Source organism: Kitasatospora sp. NPDC001540, from assembly GCF_042894345.1.
GTDB lineage: Bacteria > Actinomycetota > Actinomycetes > Streptomycetales > Streptomycetaceae > Kitasatospora > Kitasatospora phosalacinea_C.
On record NZ_JBIAVO010000003.1, the window covers coordinates 344,623 to 359,940 of the forward strand.

The window sequence follows — 15,318 nt, forward strand, 5'->3', positions numbered from 1 at the left end:
ACTCGTGGGACAGGGGGCCACGGGTCTCCTCCGACAGCTGCGGCCGCCGCCGACCGCGGTGGGTGCCGGTGGTTCGCGGTGGGACGTGCCGGGCGCGGCGGTCAGAGGACGGGGCGCGGTCCGGTCGGCCGTTCGTTGGGCGGACGGACCCGGTACGCCTCGGAGGACAGGTACGCGGTCAGCCGGGGGGCGTGCCCCTGCTGGTGCACCATGGCCAGGTAGGCGATCAGGCCGACGCCGTCCTCCAGCCGCCGCGGGGTGAGGGCGCCGAGCGCGTCGCGGAGCACGTCGGGGGCGATCCCGTACCGGGGCAGCAGCTTCTCGGCGCGGCCGAGCACCTCGCGGTCGTCGTGGGCGTAGTCGCGGACCGGGACGTGAAGGGTGAAGCCGCTGGGGCGGTCCGCCTCCGGATCGGTGAAGGAGTGGCAGGCGAGCACGGGGCGGCGGTCGAACAGGCCGTCGTGTCCGGCGGGCAGCCCGGCGGCGGTGTACAGGAAGGCCTCGGTCTCGGCGGGCGAGGGCCCGTCGGTCATCCGGTTGAGCGCGCCGACGGCGGAGGCGCGCAGCCGGTGGTGGGCGGTGTACAGCTTCAGCCGGGGGGTCTCCCAGCCACCGAGGTCGAGGGCGAGGAACAGCAGGCGGTCGGCGGGCGGGAGGCTGTCGTACGCCCGGTGGTGGCCGAGGCGGTGCAGCGCCTCGCGCAGGGTGGCCTCGGCCCGGTCGGGGCCGGAGGCGGCGGGGTTGAGGTAGGCCTTCAGCCGGGGGGCGCCGCCGGGGATGAGTTCCAGGGCGGCCCAGAGGGTGAAGGCCCCCCGGGGGTCGTCGGGGAGGAAGAGGTCCTGGATGAGGTCGAGCTTCTCGGTGGAGATGCTCCAGCGCCGGGCGAGGGTGTGCAGCGCGCGGAGGCCGAGTCGGCTGCTCTCGGCGGGGGTGCCGAAGCCGCTGGAGGGCTCGAACAGGACGCGCAGGAAGGGGCCGGCGCCCGGGGAGAAGGAGAGCGAGAACTCGACGGGGGTGTGGTCGTCGGAGAGGAAGGTCGGGACGGCGGGCGGCAGGTCGAGCGACCGGTGCACCACGGGTCCGAGCGCGTCGGTCAGGGCGCGGGCGTATTCGGCGGACTCGCCCGTGTCCAGGCCCACCAGCTCGCACAGTGCGAGTAGTTGACGGGCCGTGTGGCCGCCGACGGTGCGCCCGACCGGTCTGGGGGGCAACAGCGCCGACGTCCCCCGGCGGTTGGGCCGGGGGACGTCGGCGCGGTGAGTGCGGTCGCCGGGGGCGGGGGGCCCGGGGAGGAGCGGGCTACGGGTCTCGGCGGCGTCTCTGGATATGTGGTCCATGACACCCTCCTGTTCTCCGGTCATCGGCGCCATGGCATATGGCGCGGGCATTTGCGCTGATTACCCGAGTTTGTGAAGGTTCATGCTGACATCATGGACACATAAATGTTGCTTAGATCACCGGGCCAGCCAGTTGAGGAACTGGCTCCAGCGGCCTACCTTCTCGGTCTGCCGGGTGGTCGGAGCCGACTGGGCGGCCTGGACGGCGGCCTGGGCGCGCTGGGCCGACTCGTTCGGGGTGAACCGGGCGGGCAGCGAGACCAGGGCGCGGTTGAACGGGCCGGGTCGCCAGCTCAACGTCTCCTCGGGGACGGCCAGTTCGATGTCCGGCAGCTGGTTGAACAGGTTCTCCAGCGCGGTCATGGCGATCTGCCGGGCCGGGTCCTTGGAGGGGCAGGCGTGCGGTCCGGCGCCCCAGGCCAGGTGGGCGCGGCTGCTGGCGCGCCGTTCGGCGGCCAGGATCGGGCTGCTGTTGGCGGCCGCGAAGCTCACCAGCAGCAGGTCGCCGGCCTGGACCTTCTCACCGGCGAACTCCCCGTCGGAGACCGGGTAGTGCGGGCCCATGTTGGTGATCGGCGGGTTCTCCCACAGGGTGTCGTCGATCGCCTCGTCGATCAGGCCGCCCTGGTGCGCGTAGGCGTCGTGCACGAGCAGCCGGTGCAGGGTGTTGCCGAGCAGGTTGCCGAGCGGCTCGACGCCCGCGCCCAGCAGCAGGGCCAGCTGGTGCGTCATCTCCTCGTCGCTGAGCTGGGCCTGGTGCTGCATCATCCAGGAGGTGACGTCCTCGCCGGGACGGCTGCGCTTGAGCGCGACCAGTTCGCCGACCGCGCCGTACAGCACCTGGGCGGACTTCTCGGCGTTGACGCCGTCGAACATGCCGGAGATGCCGAACATCACCCGGTCGCCGATGTCGGCCGGGCAGCCGAAGAGTTCGTTGAAGACGAACAGCGGCAGCTGCTTGGCGTAGGAGCTCAACAGGTCGGCCGAACCGCGGTAGCCGAACTGGGCGATCAGGAAGTCGGAGATCTGCCGGGTGCTGCGGGCGAGCTTGCGCTGGTCGATCCTGGCCATGCTGTCGGTGACGGCCTGGCGCAGCCGCAGGTGCTCGGCGCCGTCCGCGAACAGCACGTTCGGGCGGTGCAGCAGCAGCTGCAGCACCGGGCTGTCCATCGGGACGGCGCCCTCGTTGAAGGCGCGCCAGCGGCGGGAGTCCCGGCGGTAGGAGGTCGGGTCCTGCAGCAGTTGCAGGGCGGCCGAGTACTCGGTCACCAGGGTGGCGTCGACCCCGGGGGCGAGCTCGACCGGAGCGGTGGGGCCGTAGTGCCGCAGGTAGTCGTAGTACGACTGCGGGTTGGCGGCGAACTCCGGCCCGTACAGCGGCACTCGGCCGCCGTGGGCCGGGCACCCGGGCGGGGGCACCGGGGCGGGGGAGTGAGTGTCCATGGCTGCGTGTTGCTCCTAGCTGGCGCGGTCCAGCAAATAGCGGACGAGAGTGGTGAGTGCGGCGGCCGACGACTTCTCGTTGCGCGCGTCGCAGGTGACGACCGGGGTTTCGTCGAGCAGGTCGAGGGCCTCCCGCAGCGCCCGCTCGGCGCGTTCCGGGTTGCCGTCGAAGTGGTTGACGGCGATGGCGTAGTCCAGCCCGTACTGCTCGATCAGGTCGATGACGGGGAAGGAGTCGGCGAGCCGTTCGGGGTCGACCAGGATCAGCGCGCCGAGCGCGCCGCGGGCCATGTCCTCCCACATCTGGACGAAGCGGGTCTGGCCGGGCGTGCCGAACAGGTACAGCACCACGCGTTCGCTGAGGGTGAGCCGGCCGAAGTCGAGGGCGACCGTGGTGGTGGTCTTGCCCCGGACGCCCTTGAGGTCGTCGACGGTCTCGGCGGCCTGGGTCATGGTCTCTTCGGTCGACAGCGGTTCGATCTCGGAGATCGAGCCGATGAAGGTGGTCTTGCCGACGGCGAAGTGGCCGACGACGAGGATCTTCACGGCGGTCTGGGTGGCGCCGCCCGAGACGTAGTCGTCGGTGGTCAGCCCGACCCGGTCATCCGAACTTGCGGTGAAGACCATTGAGCACCTCCTCCAGAAGGTCCTTGTCGGCGTTCCGGGCCCTCGGGACCGGCGGACGGGTCATCAGGTGGCCGCCCTCGGCGAGCGCGGCCAGGACGATGCGGACCACGCCCAGCGGGAGCCGGGTGTGGCCGGCCACCTCGGCGACCGACAGGTAGCCGGCCGAACAGATGTCCAGCAGGCGCTGCTCCTCCGGGGTGAGCCGGGTGGGGCGGCGGCCCTCCTGCGGGGCGGCGGTGACCAGGGTGATCAGGGACAGCTGCTGCTCGTCCGGCAGCTCCCGCCCCTTGGTGATGACGTAGGCGCGGACTAAGTCCGCCGGCTCGAACTCGAGGTCCTCGCCGCCCGCCCTCACCGGCGCGCCCCGATGTCCTCGCGGGGCGGCGCGGCGAGGAACTTGCCGAGCTGGCCGACGAGTTGTTGCATCCGGAAGGTGATGTCCTGCATGTCGACGTCCGGCAGCGCGGACACCCCCAGGTAGGCGCCCTCACCGGCGGAGATCAGGAAGACCCAGCCGCCGTCGAACTCGACCAGGGTCTGCTGCCAGCGCTGCGTCGGGTTGTCGCAGAAGAAGCCGAGCGAGCGGGAGAGCGACTGCACGCCGCTCATCGCGGCGGCCACCCGGTCCGCGTTGTCCTTGTCGATGTCCCTGGTGCGGGCCATCAGCAGGCCGTCGGCGGAGATGAGGACCGCGTGCAGGGCACCCGGGATCTCCAGCGCGCTGTCGAGCATCCAAGACAGATCGTCGTTCACGAGAACTCATGCCCTTCACTGCTTGCACCGCGGGTGCTGGTCGTCTGGTTCGCGTCGTCCCGCTGGGTGGCGCGACCGGACCTGGTGCCGCGCTGGAAAGCCCCCAGGATCGCCGCGGTCTGCTCCCCGGAGCGGGTGGCGGAGGCGGCGGGCGCTGCGGGCGCGCCGTAGGGGGCGGATTCGGTGGGCGGGACGATCGCCATCGGCCGCTTGCGGCGGCGGATCGGCAGGCCGTCCTCGGTGGAGCCGTACGACTCGACCGCCGGGGCGGGGGCCGCGGCGGCGGGGAGCGCGGCCGGCTGCACGGCCGGCCGGGCCAGGGGGGCGGGCGCCGGGGCCGGAAGCCGGTCGGCGACCGGGGCGGGGGCCGCGGCGGGCGGCTGGGTGCGCCGCTCCGGCATGCCGGTCAGCAGTTCGTGCGGCAGCAGCAGCACGGAGCGGACGCCGCCGTACGGGGAGGCGGAGTCCACCGAGACCTCGAAGCCGAAGCGCTCGGCGAGCACGCCGATCACGGCGAGGCCGAACTGCGGCGGGTTGCCGAGGCCGCCGACACCGCTGACCCGTTCGGTCGTCAGGAGCCTTTGCGCCCGGGCCCGTTCCTCGTCGTTCATGCCGACGCCGGCGTCGTCCACCACGATCACCACGCCCTTGGGCACGGTGCGGATGTTGATCTCGACGACGGTGTCGGGGCTGGAGTACGAGGTCGCGTTGTCGAGCAGCTCGGCCAGCGCCAGGGCGACCGGTTCCACCGCGCGGCTGGAGACGCCGAAGTCCACCTGGGAGAGGATCTCCACCCGGCGGTAGTGGCGGATGCGGCCCTGGGCGGAGCGCACCACGTCGTACACCGAGGCGACGTCACGGTGGCGCCCGAGCCAGCCGCCGCACAGGACGGCGATGGACTGGGCGCGGCGGCCGAACTGGGAGTTGGTGTGGTCGACCTCCAGCAGGTCCTGCAGGATCACCGACTCGCCGTACTTGTCCTGCAGCCGGGAGAGGATCAACTGCTGTTCCGCGGCGAGGCCCTGGAGCGTCCGCATGGCGGACTTCAATACCGTTTTGGTTGCTTCGTCCGCTTGTTCCTGAGCGGAGGCGACCGACTGCGTATAGTGGTGCTCCAGGTCGGTGTAGTGCTCCCGGAGCCCGCTGATCTCCTGTCGGAGTGCCGCGGCGGCCTTGCGCTGGCGGACCACGACGAGGACCGCGGCGGCCAGGACGAGGAAGAGAACCCAGAGCAACGGGTCCGCTGTGTATTTCGTCATAAGACTCTCTTCAGGCGACTGGCGGCCGACTGCTGAATCCCCGACATCGCAGGGTGAACCCGCCGCTCCCCCAAGCGGGATGATCGTATCATCGGGCGAACAGGTGAACGATCGTCCATGTGGATGTGAAGATCCGTCTCCTCCTGAGTGCACAAGGGTAGTTGGAAGCCCAGGTCAGTGGCCTGATCGGACGTCAGCCGGAACGCCCGCCACCCTGCTCCGGCCGCCGCACCGCCTCCGACCGGGCCATTTACCACAGGACGCACCCTCAGGTGGGGCTCGACACGCGAGTTCCCGGAATTTTCCGACGAAGCGTCAAGGAGCCCACCGACGGCCTGCCAGGGGGGTACGGGCGGGAAGAACGTCACACCGCGCAACCCGCCGTTAAGGCGCGGACACCCGGCACACCCCCCGCGCCCGCACCGGCCACCGCTTCTCCACGGAATCCGGCGCCTGTGCGCAGCGCGCGCACCGACGCCGGACCCGGCCCGCCCCCCCCCGGATCAGCCGACGACGGCGCGCAGCTCCCGCACCACCGCGTCCAGCGCCACCTCGCGGACGGCGCCGTCCGCCCGGGCGGTCAGCTCCACCGCGCCCGCGGCCAGCGAGCGCGCACCGACCGTCAGCCGCCAGGGCACGCCGATCAGTTCGGCGTCGGCGAACTTCACCCCGGGGCGCTCCGCCCGGTCGTCCAGCAGCACCCGCACCCCCGCCGCGCCCAGCTCCGCGTACAGCCGCTCGGCCGCTTCGGCCACCGCGCCGTCCTTGCCGGGCAGCACCGTCAGCACCAGGTCGAACGGGGCGACCGCGGCGGGCCAGCGGATGCCCCGCTCGTCGTGGTGGGCCTCCACCAGGGCGGCCAGCACCCGTTCCACACCGATGCCGTAACTGCCCATCAGCGGCACCACCCGCTCGCCGCCGGGCCCGGAGACCGCCACGTCCAGCGCCTCGGTGTAGCGGCGGCCGAGCTGGAAGATGTGGCCGACCTCGATGGTGCGCAGCACCTCCAGGGCCGCCCCGCACTCCGTGCAGGCCTCGCCCGCCGCGACCTCCCGCAGGTCCGCCCAGCGGTCGACCGCGACGTCCCGCTCGATCGACACGCCGCGCAGGTGGAAGCCGTCCCGGTTGGCGCCGCAGGTCAGGTCGGTGCGGCCGCGCAGCGCCTCGTCGGCGACCACCGGCAGGCCGTGGGCGCCGAGCGGGCCGAGGCTGCCGGGGGAGGCGCCGAGCACCGCCGCGATCTCCTCCGCGGTGGCGGGCCGGACGGCCGCGGCGCCCAGCGCGTCCAGCAGCTTCTGCTCGACCAGCGCGTGGTCGCCGCGCAGCAGCACCAGCACGGCCTTCCCGTCGACCACCTGCACCAGGGTCTTCAACTGCCGCTCGGGCGCGACGCCGTGCCGCCGCGCCAGCTCCTCGATGGTGCGGGCCGCGGGCGTCGCGAACTCCTCCGGCGCCCCGGCGCCGGGCAGGTCCGCGACGGCGGGCAGCGCGGACAGCGCCTTCTCGGTGTTCGCCGCGTACCCGCAGCCGGAGCAGCGCACCACCAGGTCCTCGCCCGCCGCGGAGGGGCTCATGAACTCCACCGAGGCGCTGCCGCCCATCGCCCCGCTGGACGCCCGCACCCCGAACGCGGGCAGCCCGAGCCGCTCGAAGATCCGCAGGTACGCCAGCCGGTGCGCCTCGAAGGAGCGCTCCAGCCCGGCCTCGTCCAGGTCGAAGCTGTACGAGTCCTTCATGGTGAACTCGCGCACCCGCAGCAGGCCCGAGCGGGGCCGCGCCTCGTCCCGGAACTTGGTCTGGAACTGGTACCAGACCTGCGGCAGTTGCCGGTAGGAGCGCAACTCCTCGGCGAGGTGCGCGAACACCTCCTCGTGGGTCATCCCGAGGGCCTGCTCGGCGCCCTTGCGGTCGGTCAGGCGGAACATCTCCTCGCCCATCGACTCCCAGCGCCCGGTGCGCCGCCACAGCTCCGCCGGGTGCAGCGCGGGCAGCAGGAACTCCTGCGCCCCGATCCGCTCCATCTCCTCCCGCACCACCGCGACGATCCGGGCCCGCACCCGGGCCGCCAGCGGCAGCAGCGAGTAGTGGCCCGCCGCCAACTGCCGCACGTACCCGGCGCGGACCAGCAGGCGGTGGCTCGCGGCGTCGGCGTCGGCCGGGGCCTCCCGCAGGGTGGGTACGTACAGCTGCGACCAGCGCATGGGGGACACCGTCCTCTCGGCCCGCGGAAAAGGAGTTCGGAGTCTAACCGTCGGTCGGGATCCGGCGCTCCGAATAAATCCGCGTCCGCGCAGGTCGGAAGCGGTGCGCGAACCCGGCGCCGGGCGGTGCGCACGGGGCCCGGGGCGGTGCGCACGGGCCCCGGGGCGGTGGCGGGTACCGCCCGGAGTGGTGTCACCCCCGCTCGGGATCGGCTCGAACCGCCCGGTCCGCGCCGGTTCCCGACGCCCGCTCCGGCCCGGAGCGCAGGAAGGGCCGCAGTCCGCGTTCCAGCAGCGCGGCCCGCCAGGCGGCGCGGGCGGCCGCGACCCGCCGCCGGTGCTGCGGGTCGCCGGAGGGGGCGTCGCGCCGCCACGCGGCGGTCAGCAGCAGGCCGAGCAGCCCGGCCAGGGCGCCGGCCACCGCGATCGCGACGGTGGTCCAGGCGGCGGTGCGCAGCGGGGTGGTGAGCCCGGCGTGCGGGCGGGACAGGTCGAGGACGGCGCCGAGCAGGAAGAACACGGCGGCGGCGCTGCCGCTGACGACCGGCACGACCAGGGCCAGCGCGCCCAGCCAGCCGGTCAGCCGTTCGCCGGGGGCGGTGCTCCGCCCGGTGGGCGCCGGGGGCGCGGTGTCGCGCAGTCGGCGGTAGGCCAGGTACTCGGGCTCGGCGGCGGCCAGGATCCGGGCGGCGTGCTGCCGGGCCAGGGCCCGCAGCCGGGCGTCCTGTCCGACGCCCCGGGCGGTGCGCAGGGCGGGGTCGGCCAGGGCGCGGCCGAGGGCGTGCTCGAAGTCGGCCCGGTCCTGCCGGGTGGGTCCGTTGCCGGTGTGCGGGTCCATCGCCGCGGTCCCCCGGGGGTTGGGTGGTGTGTGGGTGCGGGTGTCAGCCGTAGGTGAGGTCGGAGCAGGCGTCCTCGTCGGCGGAGCGGGCCTGGCTGACGCTGGTGGGCAGCGGGCCGGTGGGGACGGGCGGGGCGGCGGTGGTGCCGCCGCCGTTCGCGTAGTCGGCGCCGAGGGTGAGGGCGATGCCGGCGGTGCGGCCGTCGGCCTGCAGGACGGCGCCGGGGAAGAGGGCGGCGACCTTCTCGGCCCGGTCCTTCTCGCCGGGCCCGTACTCGACCAGGGTGCCGCGGTGGGTGCGGGCGGCGGCGTTGGCCCGGCCGGTGACGGTGAACCCGGCGTCCTCCAGGGCCTGGGCGGCCCGGGTGGTGAGCCCGGGGGTCTCGGTGCCGTTGTAGACGGCGACCTTGATGCCGGTGCCGTCGGGCTTCGGGGCGGTGGCGGGTGCGCCGGTGGACGCGGCGGGGCCGGGGTCGGCGGCCGGGGACGCGGAGGCGTCCTGCCCGTCCAGGGTGCGGTCGCTCCGGAGCGCGGCCCACAGCTGGTCGACGTCGGGGTGCACCAGGGCCACCCGTTCGCCCTGGTAGCGCCAGGGGACGGTGAGGAACTTGATGTCGTGCAGGTCGACGTCCTTGAGCGACATGGCGAAGTCGATCAGCTTGGCGGCCGAGCCCAGGCCCTCGTCCACGGTGAGCGACCTGGTGGCGGCGTCGGCCAGCGGCAGCAGCGTGGTGGGGTCCATGCCCTGCGTCTTGACCTGCTTGATCAGGGAGGAGAGGAAGGCCTGCTGGCGCTTGGTGCGGCCGATGTCGGAGCCGTCGCCGAGGCCGTGCCGGATCCGGACGTAGTCGAGGGCGGCCTGGCCGGAGATGGTCTGGTGGCCCTGCTGGAACAGTTGCTTGCCGCGGTGGCCGAGGTTGGGGTTGAGGTCGCCCTCGTAGACGGCCTTGGGGAGGCAGACGTCGACGCCGCCGACCGCCTTGGTCATGTCGGCGAAGCCCTGGAAGTTGACCACCATGGTGTGGTCGATCCGCAGCCCGGTGAGCTTCTCCACGGTGTTCTGGGTGCAGGCCGGGTTGCCCTGCTCGGTGTTGCCGACCGAGAAGGCGGTGTTGAACATGCCGTTGGGCTGGTCCTTGGTCCAGGTCTTGTTCGGCAGCAGGCAGGGCGGGATCTCGACCAGCGAGTCGCGCGGGATGGAGACCCCGACGGCGTGCTTGTGGTCGGCGTAGACGTGCAGCAGGATCGCGGTGTCGGAGCGGGCGCCGCCGTCCTCGCCGCCGCCGAGGTCCTTGTTCGCGCCGTCGCGCGAGTCGGAGCCGATCAGCAGCAGGTTGACGGGGATGCGGCCCTGGGCGTCGGCGGAGGCGGCGGCGGGGCGGTCCTTGCTGATGCCGTCCTCGCCGAAGGTGCTCAGGTTGCCGTTGAGCCGGTAGTAGAGCAGGCCGCCGGCCAGGAGGGCCAGCGAGACGGTGCCCGCGGTGGTCCACAGGGCGATCCGCCGTCCCCGACGGCCGCGGCCCGGTGCGCCGCCGTGGCCGCCCTTCGCCCTGTGTGCCGACATGACGCCCCCTCACCCGTTGCCGCCGATCGAACTTCTACAGAGCTGTAGAGGCCGAGCGAAGCATACAAACCCGGCCCGGTGAAGTCACACCCGCCTCCGCCCGTCCCCGTTCGGACCGCCGCACGGCGTGGCGCCACCCGCTCGGCCCAACCCCGATCGTGGTGGCCGCCGCGCGTTCTCACACTCGGTGACGGGGGCGACATCCAGAGGAAGAGGGCACCATGCACACCGGTCTCCGTCGGATCGCCGTCGCCGCCGCCGCGGCCACGCTCGCCGTGGGCCTGGCCGCCTGCGGCAGCGCCAAGCAGTCCTCCGGCTCCTCGGGCTCCTCGGGCAGCGCCAACCAGGCGGTGAAGATCGGTCTGCTGCTGCCGGAGTCCAAGACCACCCGCTACGAGCAGTTCGACCGCCCGCTGATCGAGGCGAAGATCAAGTCGCTGGCCCCGAACGCGCAGATCGACTACTACAACGCCAACCAGGACGCGACGCAGCAGCAGACCCAGGTGGACACCGCGCTGACCAAGGGCGACCAGGTGCTGATCCTGGACGCGGTCGACTCCAAGGCGATCCAGTCCTCGGTGCAGAAGGCGCACGACGCGGGCGTCAAGGTGATCGCCTACGACCGGCTCGCCCAGGGCCCGGTGGACGCGTACGTCTCCTTCGACAACCACAAGGTCGGCGAACTGCAGGGCGAGGCGCTGGTCGCGGCGGTCGGCGACAAGGCGGGCAGCGGCCAGATCATCATGATCAACGGCTCGCCGACCGACCCGAACGCGGCCGACTTCAAGGCCGGCGCGCACAGCGCGATCGACGGCAAGCTGAAGATCGGCAAGGAGTACGACACCCCGCAGTGGGACCCGAACACCGCCAACCAGGAGGCCGCCGCCGCGATCACCGCGATCGGCGCCCCGAACGTGGTGGGCGTCTACTCCGCCAACGACGGCATGGCGGCGGGCATCGCCACCGCCCTCAAGGCCGCCAACCTGAGCGTCCCGCTGACCGGTCAGGACGCCCAACTCGACGCCGTGCAGCGGATCCTGGCCGGGACGCAGACGATGTCGATCTACAAGCCGTACAAGCCGGAGGCGGACGCGGCGGGCGAGATGGCGGTGCAGCTGGCCCAGGGCAGGAGCCTGGGCGCCTCGCTGAAGCCGACCACCTCGACCAACGGCAGCGGCACCAAGGTCGACTCGCTGCTGATCGCCCCGACCGTGCTCACCAAGGACAACATCAAGTCCACCGTGATCGCCGACGGCCTCTACACCGCCCAGCAGATCTGCACCCCGGACTACGCGGCCGCCTGCCAGGCCGCCGGCATCCAGTAACCGCCTTCGACCGGGAGAGGAGGTGGTCGCGGTGACGGGCGAGACCGTACTGGCACTGCGGGGCATCTCGAAGCGGTTCGGCGCCGTCCAGGCGCTCACCGGCATCGAGCTGGAGGTCCGGGCCGGCGAGGTGGTCGCGCTGGTCGGCGACAACGGCGCCGGGAAGTCGACCCTGGTGAAGACCATCGCCGGGGTCAACCAGCCGGACGAGGGCGTGATCGAGTGGGAGGGGAGGCCGGTGGCCGTCCACCGGCCGCAGGACGCCCAGCACCTGGGCATCGCCACCGTGTACCAGGACCTCGCGCTGTGCGACAACCTGGACGTGGTCGGCAACCTGTTCCTGGGCCGGGAACTCAAGCAGTTCGGGCTGGTCCTGGACGAGGTCGGGATGGAGAAGCGCTCCCGGCAGCTGCTGGACAGCCTCTCCATCCGGATCCCCAGCGTGCGGATCCCGATCGCCTCGCTCTCCGGCGGCCAGCGCCAGGTGGTGGCGATCGCCCGGGCGCTGATCGGCTCGCCCAAGGTGGTCATCCTGGACGAGCCGACCGCCGCGCTCGGCGTCGAGCAGACCGCGCAGGTCCTCGACCTGGTCGAGCGGCTGCGCGACCAGCGCCTCGGGGTGATCCTGATCAGCCACAACATGGCCGACGTGATGGCGGTCGCCGACACCGTCGCGGTGCTGCGGCTGGGGCGCAACAACGGGGTCTTCGACAAGCGCTCCACCAACCAGGAGCAGATCATCTCGGCCATCACCGGCGCCACGGACAACGCCGTGACCCGTCGGCAGGCCCGCGGCGAGGGAGGCGAACGATGAGCGGGGACACCCCGGAGCCCGGGCACCGGCCGCTGCCCGAGGACTCCATGCCGACCGGCGGCGTCAACGCGCCCGTCCCGGTCGCCCCGGAGGCCACCCCGGCCGTCGACCCGCGGCTGATCGTCCGGCAGGAGGGCCTCAAGGGCTACCTGATCGAGTTCAAGCGCCGACTGACCAGCGGCGAGCTCGGCTCGGCCCCGGTGGTGGTCGCGCTGATCGTCATCTGGGCCGTGTTCGGGTCGCTGAACAGCAGCTTCCTGTCGGCGCAGAACCTGTCCAACCTGTCCCAGCAGATCGTCGGCACCGGCATGATCGCGCTGGGCGTGGTGTTCGTGCTGCTGCTGGGCGAGATCGACCTGTCGGTCGGCTCGGTCAGCGGCCTGTGCGCGGCGATCTTCGCGGTCATGAACGTCACCCACGGCGTCAACCAGTGGGTGGCGCTGCTGTCCGCGGTGGCCGGGGGCGCGCTGGTCGGCCTGGTGCAGGGCCTGTTCTTCGCCAAGGTGGGCGTCCCGGCGTTCGTGGTCACGCTGGCCGGCAACCTCGGCTGGAACGGCCTGATGCTGCAGATCCTCGGCGCCAGCGGCACCGTCAACCTGTCCGGCAAGGACATCGTCTCCCGGCTGTACTCCACCATCTACGGGCAGCAGGCCGCCGCCTACGGGATGGCGGCGGCCGGGGTGGTGCTGTTCCTCGGCTCCTCGCTGCTAGACACCCGGCGGCGCAAGGCGGCCGGGGTCCCGTACCGGACGCTCACCGACATCCTGGTGCGCACCGCGGCGCTCGCCGTGGTCGGGTTCCTGGTGGCGTACACGCTCAACCAGTACAAGGGGCTGCCGCTGGCGCTGCTGGTGTTCGTGGTCTTCGTGGTGGTGCTGGAGTTCGTGCTGCGCCGCACCCCCTACGGGCGGAAGGTGTTCGCGCTGGGCGGGAACATCGAGGGCGCCCGGCGGGCCGGCATCAACGTCTCCCTGGTGCGGATCACGGTGTTCATGATCTGCTCCACCATGGCGGCGATCGGCGGCCTGTTCCTGGCCGCGCAGATCCAGTCGGCCTCGCAGACCTCCGGCGGCGGCAACCTGTTGATGAACGCGATCGCGGCGGCCGTCATCGGCGGCACCAGCCTGTTCGGCGGGCGCGGGTCGACCTGGTCGGCGCTGCTGGGCGCGCTGGTGATCGGCTCGATCCAGTCCGGGATGAACATCCAGGGCCTGAGCAACGCCATCCAGTTCATGATCACCGGTGCGGTGCTGCTGGCCGCCGTGGTGATCGACTCGCTGGCGCGGCGGACCCAGAAGTCGGCCGGACGGGCGTAGCGCCCCGCGGCAACGGCGGATCCCCCGTCGGCCCGGCGGCCGGCGGGGGATCAGTGCGTGCGGAGCAGTCCCAGGTGGACGACGGTGACCTGGGCCAGGTCCAGGTCGGCGTCGCGGCGGTGGCGGCGGGCCTCGGCGGACTCGGCCCGCTCGATCGCCTCGCGGCGGGCGTCCTCCTCCTCGGCGGCGTCCACGATGAACAGGTGGCGGCCTGAACGCACCTCGTTGGCGTGCGGTATCTCCACGCACCAGCGATGACGGCTCTGGGTGGCGTTCATCGGCCTTCCTCTCCCGGCGCGTCCCTGCGACCGGCGCGTGAGGTGATACTGCTGCCCTAGACGGTAGGTATAGGCCAATTCATCCGTCAAGAGGACAAGCAGAATGTCAAATAATCCGTTCAAAGGTGAAAATGGGGGTCCGAGTCCGCTACCGTTCCGTGCATGACAGCGCCCGTCACCCCGGCACCCTCGGCCCGCCGCCTGCGCACCCGGGCCACCCTGCTCGCCGTCCTCGGCGAGCACGGCACCCTCAGCCGCGCCGAGATCAGCCGACTCACCGGCCTCTCCCGCTCCGCCGTCAGCAGCGCCGTCACCGACCTGCTCGACGAGGGACTCGTCAGCGAGACCACCGCACCCGTACCCGCCACCGCGGGCCGCGGCCGCCGCGCCGCCGCCGTCGCCCTGCGCCGCGCGCACGCCCTGGTGCTCGCCTTCGACTTCGGCCACACCCACCTCACCGCCGCCGTCGCCGACACCACCGGCGCCGTCCTCGGCGAGGCCACCGCCCACCTCGACGTCGACAACCACCCGCGCGAGGTCCTCGAAGCCGCCGAGACCCTCGCCCGGCAGGCCCTGGACGCCGCCGGGCACCGCCTCGACGAGATCACCGCCATCGCCGCGGGCATCCCCGGCGCCCTCGACACCCGCACCAACGTGGTCCGCGCCCCCTCCACCCTCTCCCAGTGGATCGGCATGGACCCCGCCGCCGAACTCGGCCGGGTCTTCGGCCGCCCGGTCGCCGTCGGCAACGACGCCGAGATGGGCGCCCGCGGCGAACGCGCCTACGGCACCGGCCACACCGTCAACGACCTCATCTACGTCAAGGCCTCCACCGGCATCGGCGCCGGACTCCTGCTCGACGGACGCATCTACCGCGGCGCGAGCGGCATCTCCGGCGAGATCGGCCACATCCAGCTCCCCGACACCGGCACCTGGTGCCGCTGCGGCAACCGCGGCTGCCTGGAGTCCGTCGCCTCCATCGTCGAGGTCCGCCGCCGCCTGGTCCACGTCCTCGCCCCCGGCGCGCGCCCCGGCGAGACCGTCGACCTCCCCCCGCTCGACCAGCTCGCCGACGTCCCCGCCGCCGCCCGCGTCATCGGCGAGGCCGGCCGCACCATCGGCCGCGTCCTCGCCGACCTGGTCAACTGCCTCAACCCCGCCGCCATCGTCATCGGCGGCGAACTCGGCCAGGCCGGCGCCCCCCTCGTCCACGGCATCCGCGAATCCGTCGACCGCTACGCCCAACCCGCCGTCGCCGAAGCCGTCGACATCCGCACCACCCGCCTCGGCCTCCGCTCCGAGCTCTACGGCGCCATCGACGCCGCGATCGCGGTCGCCACGACCCCCACCCGCTGAAAAACCCGCCGCGCCCAGCCCCACCGGGAGCCCCACCGCACGCTCAGCGCGGGCTTTCCGCTGCGCGGGGCTGCCTTCGCTGCGCGGGCTTTCCGCTGCGCGGGGCTGCCGTCGCTGCGCGGGCTTTCCGCTGCGCGGGGCTGCCGTCGCTGCGCGGGCTTTCCGCTGCGCGGGGCTGCCGTCGCTGCGCGGGCTTTCCGCTGCGCG

Annotated in this window: 14 protein-coding genes; 4 read left to right on the forward strand and 10 right to left on the reverse strand. The window is 72.8% G+C overall.

The annotated features are described in order from the left end of the window. Positions 1 to 101: 101 nt before the first annotated feature. The 9 genes from ACFY00_RS06750 to ACFY00_RS06790 all read right to left on the reverse strand — a co-directional run bounded on the left by ACFY00_RS06750 (position 102) and on the right by ACFY00_RS06790 (position 10,022). Positions 102 to 1,211: a tryptophan dimethylallyltransferase family protein gene (locus tag ACFY00_RS06750; protein ID WP_388027937.1), complete on the reverse strand. Its 1,110-nt coding sequence runs from the start codon at positions 1,209 to 1,211 to the stop codon at positions 102 to 104. A 243-nt stretch (positions 1,212 to 1,454) separates the two neighbouring features. Continuing rightward, complete coding sequence (locus ACFY00_RS06755; protein ID WP_388027940.1) at positions 1,455 to 2,780, reverse strand: cytochrome P450; 1,326 nt, start codon at positions 2,778 to 2,780, stop codon at positions 1,455 to 1,457. 15 nt (positions 2,781 to 2,795) lie between these two features. Beyond that, positions 2,796 to 3,407, reverse strand: a complete 612-nt coding sequence (locus tag ACFY00_RS06760; protein ID WP_388027941.1) for an ATP/GTP-binding protein — start codon at positions 3,405 to 3,407, stop codon at positions 2,796 to 2,798. Beyond that, entirely contained in the window at positions 3,382 to 3,762 is a 381-nt protein-coding gene (locus tag ACFY00_RS06765; RefSeq protein ID WP_388027944.1) for a DUF742 domain-containing protein, read from the reverse strand. Before ACFY00_RS06765 ends, ACFY00_RS06760 begins: the two co-directional genes overlap by 26 nt. After that, entirely contained in the window at positions 3,759 to 4,160 is a 402-nt protein-coding gene (locus ACFY00_RS06770) for a roadblock/LC7 domain-containing protein (RefSeq protein WP_388027946.1), read from the reverse strand. The genes ACFY00_RS06765 and ACFY00_RS06770 overlap by 4 nt, the downstream gene beginning before the upstream one ends. Next, positions 4,157 to 5,419, reverse strand: a complete 1,263-nt coding sequence (locus ACFY00_RS06775; RefSeq protein WP_388027948.1) for a sensor histidine kinase — start codon at positions 5,417 to 5,419, stop codon at positions 4,157 to 4,159. The genes ACFY00_RS06770 and ACFY00_RS06775 overlap by 4 nt, the downstream gene beginning before the upstream one ends. A 503-nt stretch (positions 5,420 to 5,922) precedes the next feature. Continuing rightward, positions 5,923 to 7,620 carry a proline--tRNA ligase gene (locus tag ACFY00_RS06780; RefSeq protein ID WP_388027950.1) on the reverse strand — a complete coding sequence of 566 codons (1,698 nt, stop codon included), beginning with the start codon at positions 7,618 to 7,620 and terminating at the stop codon, positions 5,923 to 5,925. A 193-nt stretch (positions 7,621 to 7,813) separates the two neighbouring features. Further along, on the reverse strand, positions 7,814 to 8,458 hold the full coding sequence (locus tag ACFY00_RS06785; RefSeq protein ID WP_388027953.1) for a hypothetical protein: 645 nt from the start codon (positions 8,456 to 8,458) through the stop codon (positions 7,814 to 7,816). Positions 8,459 to 8,501: 43 nt separating this feature from the next. Beyond that, a complete protein-coding gene (locus ACFY00_RS06790; protein WP_388027955.1) occupies positions 8,502 to 10,022 on the reverse strand; it encodes an LCP family protein in 1,521 nt (506 codons plus the stop codon). A gap of 221 nt (positions 10,023 to 10,243) precedes the next feature. On the opposite strand from ACFY00_RS06790, the gene ACFY00_RS06795 reads away from it, so the two are divergent. The 3 genes from ACFY00_RS06795 to ACFY00_RS06805 are packed head-to-tail and all read left to right on the forward strand — an operon-like array spanning position 10,244 to position 13,477. Further along, complete coding sequence (locus ACFY00_RS06795; RefSeq protein WP_388027958.1) at positions 10,244 to 11,347, forward strand: sugar ABC transporter substrate-binding protein; 1,104 nt, start codon at positions 10,244 to 10,246, stop codon at positions 11,345 to 11,347. A 31-nt stretch (positions 11,348 to 11,378) separates the two neighbouring features. After that, the gene (locus tag ACFY00_RS06800) at positions 11,379 to 12,161 is read left to right on the forward strand and encodes an ATP-binding cassette domain-containing protein (RefSeq protein ID WP_388027960.1); all 783 of its coding nucleotides are present in this window, start codon (positions 11,379 to 11,381) and stop codon (positions 12,159 to 12,161) included. After that, the gene (locus ACFY00_RS06805; RefSeq protein WP_388027961.1) at positions 12,158 to 13,477 is read left to right on the forward strand and encodes a sugar ABC transporter permease; all 1,320 of its coding nucleotides are present in this window, start codon (positions 12,158 to 12,160) and stop codon (positions 13,475 to 13,477) included. Before ACFY00_RS06800 ends, ACFY00_RS06805 begins: the two co-directional genes overlap by 4 nt. 50 nt (positions 13,478 to 13,527) lie before the next feature. Here the strand turns inward: ACFY00_RS06805 and ACFY00_RS06810 are convergent, their stop codons facing one another. Beyond that, positions 13,528 to 13,755, reverse strand: a complete 228-nt coding sequence (locus ACFY00_RS06810) for a hypothetical protein (RefSeq protein ID WP_033214328.1) — start codon at positions 13,753 to 13,755, stop codon at positions 13,528 to 13,530. Positions 13,756 to 13,917: 162 nt separating this feature from the next. Between ACFY00_RS06810 and ACFY00_RS06815 the strand changes: the two genes are divergently transcribed. Further along, the gene (locus tag ACFY00_RS06815) at positions 13,918 to 15,111 is read left to right on the forward strand and encodes an ROK family transcriptional regulator (protein ID WP_388027963.1); all 1,194 of its coding nucleotides are present in this window, start codon (positions 13,918 to 13,920) and stop codon (positions 15,109 to 15,111) included. Positions 15,112 to 15,318: the final 207 nt, after the last annotated feature.

Bases quoted from the DNA above. Each gene is read 5' to 3' on its own strand.
- ACFY00_RS06755 (WP_388027940.1), bottom strand. From the start codon at position 2,780: ATGGACACTCACTCCCCCGCCCCGGTGCCCCCGCCCGGGTGCCCGGCC.
- ACFY00_RS06760 (WP_388027941.1), bottom strand. From the start codon at position 3,407: ATGGTCTTCACCGCAAGTTCGGATGACCGGGTCGGGCTGACCACCGAC.
- ACFY00_RS06775 (WP_388027948.1), bottom strand. From the start codon at position 5,419: ATGACGAAATACACAGCGGACCCGTTGCTCTGGGTTCTCTTCCTCGTC.
- ACFY00_RS06780 (WP_388027950.1), bottom strand. From the start codon at position 7,620: ATGCGCTGGTCGCAGCTGTACGTACCCACCCTGCGGGAGGCCCCGGCC.
- ACFY00_RS06785 (WP_388027953.1), bottom strand. From the start codon at position 8,458: ATGGACCCGCACACCGGCAACGGACCCACCCGGCAGGACCGGGCCGAC.
- ACFY00_RS06790 (WP_388027955.1), bottom strand. From the start codon at position 10,022: ATGTCGGCACACAGGGCGAAGGGCGGCCACGGCGGCGCACCGGGCCGC.
- ACFY00_RS06795 (WP_388027958.1), top strand. From the start codon at position 10,244: ATGCACACCGGTCTCCGTCGGATCGCCGTCGCCGCCGCCGCGGCCACG.
- ACFY00_RS06805 (WP_388027961.1), top strand. From the start codon at position 12,158: ATGAGCGGGGACACCCCGGAGCCCGGGCACCGGCCGCTGCCCGAGGAC.
- ACFY00_RS06810 (WP_033214328.1), bottom strand. From the start codon at position 13,755: ATGAACGCCACCCAGAGCCGTCATCGCTGGTGCGTGGAGATACCGCAC.
- ACFY00_RS06815 (WP_388027963.1), top strand. From the start codon at position 13,918: ATGACAGCGCCCGTCACCCCGGCACCCTCGGCCCGCCGCCTGCGCACC.